This is a genomic window from Pseudarthrobacter sp. NKDBFgelt (assembly GCF_046097905.1).
Taxonomy (GTDB): Bacteria; Actinomycetota; Actinomycetes; order Actinomycetales; family Micrococcaceae; genus Arthrobacter; species Arthrobacter polychromogenes.
This window is the reverse complement of record NZ_JBJURL010000037.1, coordinates 33,165-41,866: the sequence shown is the minus strand read 5'-3', so window position 1 is coordinate 41,866 and position 8,702 is coordinate 33,165. Positions and strand designations below refer to the sequence as shown.

At 65.6% G+C, this 8,702-nt stretch carries 12 protein-coding genes; 7 read left to right on the top strand and 5 right to left on the bottom strand.

From position 1 onward, the window contains the following. Window positions 1–441 precede the first annotated feature (441 nt). Complete coding sequence (locus ACKAE7_RS11650) at window positions 442–1,047, top strand: GNAT family N-acetyltransferase (RefSeq protein ID WP_188812959.1); 606 nt, start codon at window positions 442–444, stop codon at window positions 1,045–1,047. A gap of 59 nt (window positions 1,048–1,106) precedes the next feature. Here the strand turns inward: ACKAE7_RS11650 and ACKAE7_RS11645 are convergent, their stop codons facing one another. Beyond that, the gene (locus ACKAE7_RS11645) at window positions 1,107–1,700 is read right to left on the bottom strand and encodes a DUF1992 domain-containing protein (protein WP_188812956.1); all 594 of its coding nucleotides are present in this window, start codon (window positions 1,698–1,700) and stop codon (window positions 1,107–1,109) included. A 161-nt stretch (window positions 1,701–1,861) separates the two neighbouring features. On the opposite strand from ACKAE7_RS11645, the gene ACKAE7_RS11640 reads away from it, so the two are divergent. Then, window positions 1,862–2,377 carry a PaaI family thioesterase gene (locus ACKAE7_RS11640; protein ID WP_188812954.1) on the top strand — a complete coding sequence of 172 codons (516 nt, stop codon included), beginning with the start codon at window positions 1,862–1,864 and terminating at the stop codon, window positions 2,375–2,377. Between the two features lie 94 nt (window positions 2,378–2,471). On the opposite strand, the gene ACKAE7_RS11635 is transcribed toward ACKAE7_RS11640, so the two are convergent. Both ACKAE7_RS11635 and ACKAE7_RS11630 read right to left on the bottom strand, forming a co-directional pair. Beyond that, window positions 2,472–2,969, bottom strand: a complete 498-nt coding sequence (locus ACKAE7_RS11635) for an SRPBCC domain-containing protein (protein ID WP_188812952.1) — start codon at window positions 2,967–2,969, stop codon at window positions 2,472–2,474. Window positions 2,970–2,981: 12 nt separating this feature from the next. Next, complete coding sequence (locus ACKAE7_RS11630) at window positions 2,982–3,314, bottom strand: metalloregulator ArsR/SmtB family transcription factor (protein ID WP_188812950.1); 333 nt, start codon at window positions 3,312–3,314, stop codon at window positions 2,982–2,984. Between the two features lie 101 nt (window positions 3,315–3,415). Between ACKAE7_RS11630 and ACKAE7_RS11625 the strand changes: the two genes are divergently transcribed. After that, window positions 3,416–4,144, top strand: a complete 729-nt coding sequence (locus tag ACKAE7_RS11625; RefSeq protein WP_408979255.1) for a hypothetical protein — start codon at window positions 3,416–3,418, stop codon at window positions 4,142–4,144. Between the two features lie 56 nt (window positions 4,145–4,200). Here ACKAE7_RS11625 and ACKAE7_RS11620 read toward each other — a convergent pair whose 3' ends face one another. Continuing rightward, complete coding sequence (locus ACKAE7_RS11620; protein ID WP_188812946.1) at window positions 4,201–4,785, bottom strand: hypothetical protein; 585 nt, start codon at window positions 4,783–4,785, stop codon at window positions 4,201–4,203. 8 nt (window positions 4,786–4,793) lie between these two features. Continuing rightward, entirely contained in the window at window positions 4,794–5,528 is a 735-nt protein-coding gene (locus ACKAE7_RS11615; protein WP_188812944.1) for a GAF and ANTAR domain-containing protein, read from the bottom strand. Between the two features lie 322 nt (window positions 5,529–5,850). Between ACKAE7_RS11615 and ACKAE7_RS11610 the strand changes: the two genes are divergently transcribed. The 4 genes from ACKAE7_RS11610 (at window position 5,851) to ACKAE7_RS11595 (ending at window position 8,699) form a co-directional block, all read left to right on the top strand. Further along, window positions 5,851–6,102 carry a hypothetical protein gene (locus tag ACKAE7_RS11610; protein ID WP_188812942.1) on the top strand — a complete coding sequence of 84 codons (252 nt, stop codon included), beginning with the start codon at window positions 5,851–5,853 and terminating at the stop codon, window positions 6,100–6,102. A 299-nt stretch (window positions 6,103–6,401) separates the two neighbouring features. Then, the gene (locus tag ACKAE7_RS11605) at window positions 6,402–6,599 is read left to right on the top strand and encodes a hypothetical protein (protein ID WP_188812940.1); all 198 of its coding nucleotides are present in this window, start codon (window positions 6,402–6,404) and stop codon (window positions 6,597–6,599) included. A gap of 211 nt (window positions 6,600–6,810) precedes the next feature. Next, on the top strand, window positions 6,811–7,632 hold the full coding sequence (locus ACKAE7_RS11600) for a type II CAAX prenyl endopeptidase Rce1 family protein (protein ID WP_188812938.1): 822 nt from the start codon (window positions 6,811–6,813) through the stop codon (window positions 7,630–7,632). A 29-nt stretch (window positions 7,633–7,661) separates the two neighbouring features. Continuing rightward, window positions 7,662–8,699: a nitronate monooxygenase gene (locus tag ACKAE7_RS11595; protein ID WP_188812936.1), complete on the top strand. Its 1,038-nt coding sequence runs from the start codon at window positions 7,662–7,664 to the stop codon at window positions 8,697–8,699. The last annotated feature ends 3 nt before the right edge of the window (window positions 8,700–8,702 follow it).

The window sequence follows — 8,702 nt, the reverse complement described above, 5'->3', positions numbered from 1 at the left end:
GCGGCAACACCGGCGCCGCGCTCCTTGGCCGGGACACCGGCCGCGGCCTGCTCCCGCCGCTGGGAGAGATCAAAAGCAACAGCGATCCGGGCCTGTTTCGCAGCCACCAGCGATTTCAGGTCTTCAAGCTCCCGCAACTGATCAATCATCCCCGGACCGGTGGAAGCAACCGGAACCGAAGACAGGGAACGCGAGACATCAGCCACGGACAGCACACCAGGAACCGGCGGCGCAACGGAGTCAACTGGAGTGCCGGCAGCAGGCGAGCGACGAGTCACAGACAAATCAGGCCGGCGCCATGCCTGCCCCGTTTCCAAAAGCCCACCAATTGCCATGACCCAACTCTGCCAAAGACCACCGACAATTTGCGCGCCCTCAATCCCCTGTGTGGAAAACCAGAAAACAGGAGCAGCCCGCCCCTCCTCTGGCAGGATTGGCGGGGTGAAGATCCTCGAAACCCAGCGGCTGGTTCTCCGGCAGTGGGAGCCGGAGGACGCCGGCTTTGTACTGGACCTCTACTCGCGCTGGGAGGTGCAGCGTTTCATCGGCAACCATCCCCAGGTGATGCGGGACCGGTCCCAGGCCGACGAGCGCATCCGCGCCTGGCGGCACATGGACAGCTTCGTCCACGGCGCCTGGGCAGTGGAGTTGAAAGGGCTACCGCAAGGGGAGTACGGACCGTCAGGCCAGGGCCAGGGTTACGACCAGACTCCCCCGCTTGCCGGCACCCTGCTCCTGAAGTCCATTCCGGCCTCGGGCGCTTCCCTGCCCCTGGAGCCCTCAGGGGACACCGAAATAGGCTGGCACTTCCACCCGGACCACTGGGGGCATGGCTATGCAACTGAAGCTGCGGCAGCGGTCCTGTCCTACGCGTTTGCAAGCGGCCTGGAACGGGTGGTGGCAGTGACCGCGCCAGCCAACACAGCCTCGCAGAACGTCTGTTTACGGGTCGGAATGAAGCACTGCGGGCAGACAAACAGTTACTACAACGCGCTGTGCGAGCTGTTTGAAGCGACAGCCCCCGCACCAAGCCAGGGACCCCACTAAGGCGAGGACCACCCAGGCGAGGACGACGACGGCGGGACGCAGCGCCGTCGTACGTCCGGCTACGTTGCACCTTTCCACAGCCGTTGCCACCATGGGCGCGCAGGCTGCGGTTCTGCATGAGGCTCGGCGGGGCGGGCCGCACGGCGCTGGCGCCACCGGCCCACTTCCTCATCAACGTCCCGGGTTTTGGTGATGACCGGCGGACCGCCCTGCAGCTGGCGCCGGGCGTCGACGACGCGGCGGTTGAAATCCTGCAGGATATCCCGCACCTGCTGCTCCGTGTACTGGGCGTCGAGCCTGGCATCAAGCTCGGCGTCCTCCTTCCGGAGCAGGATGACCGCCGGCCCGAGGCCGCTGATGTTTTCCCGCTGGATGAGGCCCTTGACCCACCAGTCGGGATCGTAGGACTCCCCCAGCCCGGGAATCGGCTTGCCGGCGTACTTGAGGTTGTCGAACTTGCCCTGCGCCATGGCATCGCGGACAAGGTACTCCGCCCGGGCGGAGTCGCTCACCTTCTTGCGCTTCTCCCGCTCCTTCTCGTCAAGGGCGTCCAGCTCCGCTTCTTCCTCCGCGGTAATGCCTGCCCCGCGGTAGGTGCGGAGTTCGGCGGCACGCTCCAGGCGCTTCCGGTACTCCGCTGCACCGCTCCCCATTGCCGCCACCGCCTCACGTTCGTGCCAATGCCTTCCTTCCAGTATTCAGAAGCCTTTGTCCGGGTTCAACGCCCATCCCGAACAACGGCACGGAGCTGGAGCCGGGCGGCTTCGCTTCGTTTAGGCTGGGCAGGCGGGGTCCACACGGAGGAGGCAGTGCCATGGATACCAACGGAACACCGGAGCGCTCGGCAACGTTCAGCTGGACAGATCCACGCGTGGGCCTTGAGCACCTGTCCCGGCTGTCCGGGCTGGACTACCTCTCCGGCATGCGGGACGGAACCATTCCGCGGCCGCCCATGGCGTCCCTGATGAACCTGGCCCTTGTTGGGGTTGAGCCGGGGCGCGTGGAATTCGAATGCCGGCCGGCCGAAGCGCACTACAACCCGCTGGGCATGGTGCACGGCGGGTTGGCCTGCACGCTGCTGGACACCGTTGTGGGGTGCGCGGGGCACAGCACCCTGGCCGCCGGATTCGGTTACACGTCCATCGACCTCTCCGTCAGCTACCTCCGCCCCATCACCTTGAAGCACGGCGTGCTGCGGGCCGAGGGGACCGTGACCAAACCAGGGTCGCGGGTCATCTTCGCCGAGGGGCGCATCCTCGGGCCGGCCGGTGAACTCCTGGCCACCGCCACCAGTTCACTCCTGGTATTCGCCGCGGCCCCGGCCCGGTAGGGCCTGGCAGCCAGCCCCGGAAAGACTGAAGCGTACGACGGCGGGACGTCCCGCCGTCGTACGCTTCAGTTGCGCTGGTGGAGCGGGAGGCCGCTCAGGCGTTGGCGTGTTCGGCCAGGATCGCGTCGATCTGGCCTAAGGCCTCCTTCATGCCCTCCTCCATGCCCATCTTGACCATCTCTTCCATCTGCTCTTCGGAATCGAAGATGGACATGATGGTCATGCGGGTGCGGCCGCCGATGTCCTCCAGGTCTACAGCGGCATGGGCACTGCCCATGGCATCCAGGGGCGCTCCGGTTTCGTCAGCGAAGCCGTCATCGAATTCGAGCTTGCGCGGCGGCTCGATGGTTCTGAATTTCCACCAACCTCGGGGCTTCTCGCCTTCGGGGGTGGTCATGTAATAGTCGGCCTTCCCGCCGGGCTGGAAGTCGAACCGGTCAAACGTGGCCGGATAGTTGGGCGGACCCCACCAGCGCTCCAGCTGGCGCGGGTCTTCCCAGATCTGCCAGACGCGCTCGACGCCGGCGTCGAACTCCGCCACGAGGGTGAGGCTGAGGGCCTCGGGATTCTTGGTGGAACTGATAACAGGCATTGCGTAACCTTTCTATCCTTCAGCCAGAATGTCTGCGATCCGGTCGACGCGCTGCCGCCAGATCGCCTCATACTCGTCGAGCAGCCGCCGGGCTTTTTGCAGGCCTTCATGGTTACCCCGCACAATCTGCTCCCTTCCGCGCTTTTCCTTGGTCACCAGGGATGCGCGCTCCAACACCGCAACGTGCTTCTGGACTGCGGCGAAGCTCATGGCATAGAGGGCAGCGAGACCGGAAACCGAAGACTCCCCCACCGTCACGCGGCGCACGATGTCACGTCGGGTGGAATCTGCGAACGCCTGGAACAGGCGGTCCAGTTCGACTTCACGGAGCTGATCTACAACCATTTGGTTGTACGATAGTCCTGCCCGCCCAGGCTGTCAATGGCCTGCGGAAACGGGGTTCCCACTTCGGCGCAAAGGCCGTTGGGGCCGGTATCTTGAAGGCCATGAGCATCTTCCTTGCCGGCGCCGGGCCGGACCATCTGGCCTTTCCGGAAGTCTTTGACCGTTTCGCCCAGGCCGTCAGCCAGCGTGCCCGCCAGAAGGCGCCCGTGCGGGTGGCGGTGGTAGTTCATGACCGCGGCGGGAACCCGGAAAGCCTCCTCCCGGCCTATGTTGATCCGCTGCTCGCACGGATTCCGATTGAGGTGGTGCCGGTCCTGCTGGGTGCGGGCGCGCCTGCCAACCCTTCGGTGTTCGACGGCGTCGACGGGCTGGTGGTGGGCGGTGGACTGACGCCGGCGTACTGGGAAGGACTCGCCGCGTCGGCAACCGCCATTTCCCGGGCCGTGGCCGGCGGCGTGCCCTACCTCGGCTTTTCCGCCGGTGCCATGATCGCTCCCCACAGGGCGCTGGTGGGCGGCTACCGGAGCCGCGGCATTGAGGTCTGCGGCGAAGAATGCTCGGAGGGCCTGGCCGATCTCGAAATCCGGGACGGCCTGGGCCTGGCCCCGTTCGCGGTCGATGTCCACGCCGCCCAGGCCGGCACGCTCAGCCGCGCGCTGGGAGCCGTGGCTGCAGGACTGGTGGAGAGGGCCGTGGCCGTGGACGAGAACACCGCCCTGGTGCTGGCAGCGGCAGACGACGACAGCTTCGAGGTACTGGGCCACGGCAACTGCTGGGACATCCGCTGGGCCGGCACGGCCTGCAGCGTCTCCGTGCTTCGGGCGGACTGAGGGTAAATCACAGCCTCTTGCGGGGCAGTTCTGTAGCCACAACAGGCCCGGAACACTCAGCTGCCGCGTGCAGGGCAGTCAAAGTCGTGCAAGGCCGGCCAAACGGGGTCGATGCCACCGTGCACGGTCAGAAGCGCACCTTCGGCTTCCCACGTGAAGTCGTAGGAGCCGGACGCAATGGGCTGGTATCCATCATCGGCGGTCCAAGAACTGACGGGCCTGCCAAAGCCACCAAGGCCCACTGCGTACAACTCACCGCCACCGGCAAACAGGAACGAATGCTCTCTCACTGCGGCCTGGCAGAAACCGGGGCCCGGGGGACGCAGGACGGTGTAGGTAGCACCAAGGTCACCTACCCCACCGATGACGCTGCAAACTCCGGCCACCGTTGCAATGCCCACCCACAGCGGGGAACGCCTGCGGGCAGACCTTTGCTCGCCCGATGCAGCGTTCCGGCGGAGCAGAAATGCGCGAACGACTGCGAGGGCGAGCGAAAGTACGAGCAGCGAGGCGCCAAGAGCCCATCCGGGAACCACCAACGGACCCCACACCAGCAGGAAACCAAACATACCGCCCACGATGGCTGCCGCCGCGAGGAGCAGGCACAGGCGGACAGCAGCGCCGAGGCGATGGGCAGCCATCGGGTTCTTTATGCGTCGAAGTGCGTCTTGACCCTGTCGCCGGTCAGTTGTTCAATCAGCTCCGCGGCGACGTCCCGCAGCTTCTGGTTGCGGTTGCTGGACACTTTGGTCAGGATGTCCATCGCTTCCGCCTGGGAGCACCTGTTCTGGGCCATGATGACGCCGCAGGCCAGGTTGATGGCGGTCCGGCTCTGCATGGCAGCTTCCAGGTTCTCCGCCCGGCTTTGCGCTGTGTCGAGGCGGACAGAGAGATGAAGCGTGTTGTGGGCGGCTGCAGCGAAGCCCAGGGCCTTCTCATAGACACTTGCGGTGAACATGCCCGGCTTGGACGCAAAGAAATTCAAGGCAACACTGGCTTCGCTGCTGATCTCCAGGGGCACCCCGAGGGAACTGTGGATGTTTGCCTCCAACAGCTTTCGGCTCAGCTCCGGCCACCGGGGGTCCAGCGAGACGTCGTCAATGATCACCGGGGACATCTCCCGCAGCGCTTTGATGCAGGGACCATCACCTACGGCCTGCTCAACCTGGTCCAGTTCCACCGCGCGCTGGCTGCTGCCGGCAACAGTGGTGGGCTTGCGCCGTAGTTTGAGCGTGACTGCACACTCAATGTGGTCACCCGCCGCTTCGGAAACCGATGCAGCGGCAAGCCCGGCTAGCCCGGTGAGGAACTCAACAACGTTTTCCGCGCCCACCAGAATGCTCTGGAGCTCTTCAAGGGGTTCTTTCTCCGGTGAACTCGACATGGGCCCATCTTACGGCCCCGCCCCTTGTTGGGCTGAGGGTTGGGCTGAGGGTTGGGCTGGGGGTTGGGCAGCGGATGGTCAGCAGCGCAGACCGTAATGCTGGCAAGCAGAACCGGTCTAGCAACCTGGGCGGCTCCGGCATATGCATCGTTAACGGACCGGCGTAATGTCGGCAGTAGGAGATTTCTGGACAGCGGACATCTGGTGACGTTCCCGGGCCATGCGGCAAACAGGGCAGCGGCCGCCGCAAAATCCAAGCGATCGCCCATGACATCGCGCAAGGAGCCGGGCTCCCCGCACCCAACAGCGACGGAGGGTAAGGATGCATCCCCTTGGGGCCGACGGGCCCGAGCAGCCGGACCGGGCCGCCGAAGAACGCAAGGGAACTGCCCGGCGCTTCCGGGACACGGAACTGCCGCTGGACAAGCTGTGGATCTACTACTACGGAATCGGCGGCGACATCGATGAGGTATCCCTCGATGCCTATCTCCACGAGGCTTTGGACATACCGGCCGCGCAGGTGAACCTGATCGCCACGGCGATGACGGAAATGACGGAAGAGGACACACTGTGACCACAGGTCCCGCAGAGGTGGGACGTGATGAGACTCACGCGCAACATTCTTGAGGCTGGCCCCTGCCGCTGGGCACTATGGAAAGGCATCGGCAGGCTTGATCTCCCGGCGAAGGAGTGACTGCCGAGGGCCGGTGTGCTTGGTCACATCCGGCCAAATCCGGTTGCCAACCCCTTCGGCAACCTGCACCATGGAAGTACGGGAACGCGCTTTCCCATGCAGTACCGCCTCATAGACGAGGCCACGGCCTGGTCAATGAAGATTCCAGGCCGCCCACCGCAAGAAATGGAAGTTGAATAATGACGTTCGATGCCACTGACTCCGTGACCCTGAAAATCTGGGACCGGTCCGCCCTGCACCACACCCTTGACTCCGCTGTCAGCGAGCTTTCCGCGCGGCACAACACCACCACCTGCCGCGTCGCCGTGACGTGCAGCGGGCCCAACACCTTCACCCTGAGCCTGCGCGGCGAAGGCAAGGCACTGGTCTCCGCCTAAGCGGCCACCCCTGAAAGGCAAGCGGACGACGCCGGCACTCCCCGGCGTCGTCCGCTTGCCTTTAAGCGCGGCAGGGCGTCCTTGTCCCGGCCCGGCACGCGGCAAGTAAAATGTGTGGAATCCAAGCGGAAGCGCCGTCCGAGCATCAAAGGTAACCATGAGGCAGAAACCACGGGCGCAAGCCGACCCCGCCGCACCGGGCCCAGCAAAGATGAGCCCAGACCAGGCAGGCACAGCACAGCCGGGCCCGGCGTCGCTGTCGTTGATCCCCTCGGCCCTTGTGTCGGCGTCGGGCTTCCTGCTGTTTGCCCGGGAAGACCGCCTCTCCGGCTTCCTCCTCCTGGCCGCCGCGCTGGTCCTGGCCGGTTTCATCAGCAGGCGCCTCCTGATCGACCTCGCCCTCATCGCCGTGGGCCTGACGGCCATGAGCCTGGTCCCCATCACCACGGACATCAGCACCGAGCACATGCTGGTCATGGGAACCGCCATGATCCTCGCCGTCGGGATTCCCTATTCGGTCTCAAGGTTCGTCACCAAGGACCACGCCATCCGCTTCCCCATCAGGACGGGGCAGCCGTGGACGCGCGCCGAAAAGTGGTACCTGCCTGCCGTCCTGGTGATCGGGTATGCGCTGATGCCGGTGTACATGATCCGGACCGGCGTCTACACCAACTGGCCGGCTGTCAGCGACCCGGACGGCATCGCACGGCTCTTCCTCGGCACCAACGTGCTGGGCATCTGGGACGAGCTCTTCTTCATCTGCACCGCGTTCACGCTGCTGCGCCGCCACCTGCCGGACTGGCAGGCCAACCTGCTGCAGGCGGTCCTGTTCACGTCCTTCCTGTGGGAGCTCGGCTTCCATTCCTGGGCGCCCTTCTTCATCTTCCCCTTCGCCCTGCTGCAGGCCCGGCTGTTTACGGTGACCAAGTCGCTGTCCTACATTGTCAGCGTCCACCTGCTGTTCGACTTCGTGCTGTTCCTGGTCCTGATCCATGCCCACAACCGCGAGTGGATCGACATCTTCATTTACTAATACCCGCAGCCTGAAAGCGAACCACCATCTTGGATGCACCCTCCGGCGGCAACGCCCGTTTTGACATCGCCTCCCTGCCGTTGCCGGTGATCCAGGCGCCGATGGCGGGCGGGCCGTCCACGCCGGAGCTGGCAGCGGCGGTGAGCTCCCGGGGAGGACTGGGATTCCTGGCCGCCGGGTACAAGGCCGCAGCTGCGGTGAAGGCGGAGATCGAGGCAACGCGGCGGCTGACCGGAGCCCCTCTCGGCGTCAATGTCTTCGTCCCGCAGCCCTCGGCCATCAGCCCCGGGGCGCTGGAACAGTACGCCCTGTCCCTGGCTCCGGACGCAGAGCGTTTTGGCGTCACCCTGGGGGATCCGCGCCATGACGACGACGACTGGGACAACAAGATCGAGGTCCTGCTGGAGCATGTCCCCGAGGCGGTTTCCTTCACCTTCGATGTGCCGGAACCCGCCGTCATCTCCGCGCTGCAGCAACGGGGCTCCTGCGTTATCGGGACGGTAACGTCGCGGCCTGAAGCCGTGCGCGCCCTGGAAGCAGGCGTTGACGTGCTGTGCGTCCAGGGACCGGAAGCGGGAGGGCACCGCGGCGCCTTTGACACAGCGCGACGCCCGGAAGGTGAGTCCCTGCACGGCCTGCTTGAAGAACTGGCGGACCTCGGAGTGCCGCTGATAGCGGCCGGCGGTATCGCCACGGGCGCCGATGTCCAGGCTGCCCTCTCCCGCGGAGCTTTGGCTGTCCAGGCGGGCACGGCGTTCCTCCGCGCGGACGAGGCCGGCACCAAGGCAGCCCACCGGCTGGCCCTGTCCTCGGGGCGCTTCACCTCCACAGCGGTCACCCGGGCCTTTTCGGGGCGGAACGCCCGCGGACTGTACAACGAATTCATGCGCCGCCACGATGGCGAGGCCCCCGACGGCTACCCGGAGATCCACCACCTCACCACTCCCCTGCGCGCAGCAGCAGCAGCTGCCGGGGACGCGGACTGGCTGAACCTGTGGGCCGGAACCGGTTTCAACCGGACGACGGCGGGTCCCGCCTCGGCCATCCTGGCTTCCCTTACGCCGTAGCCC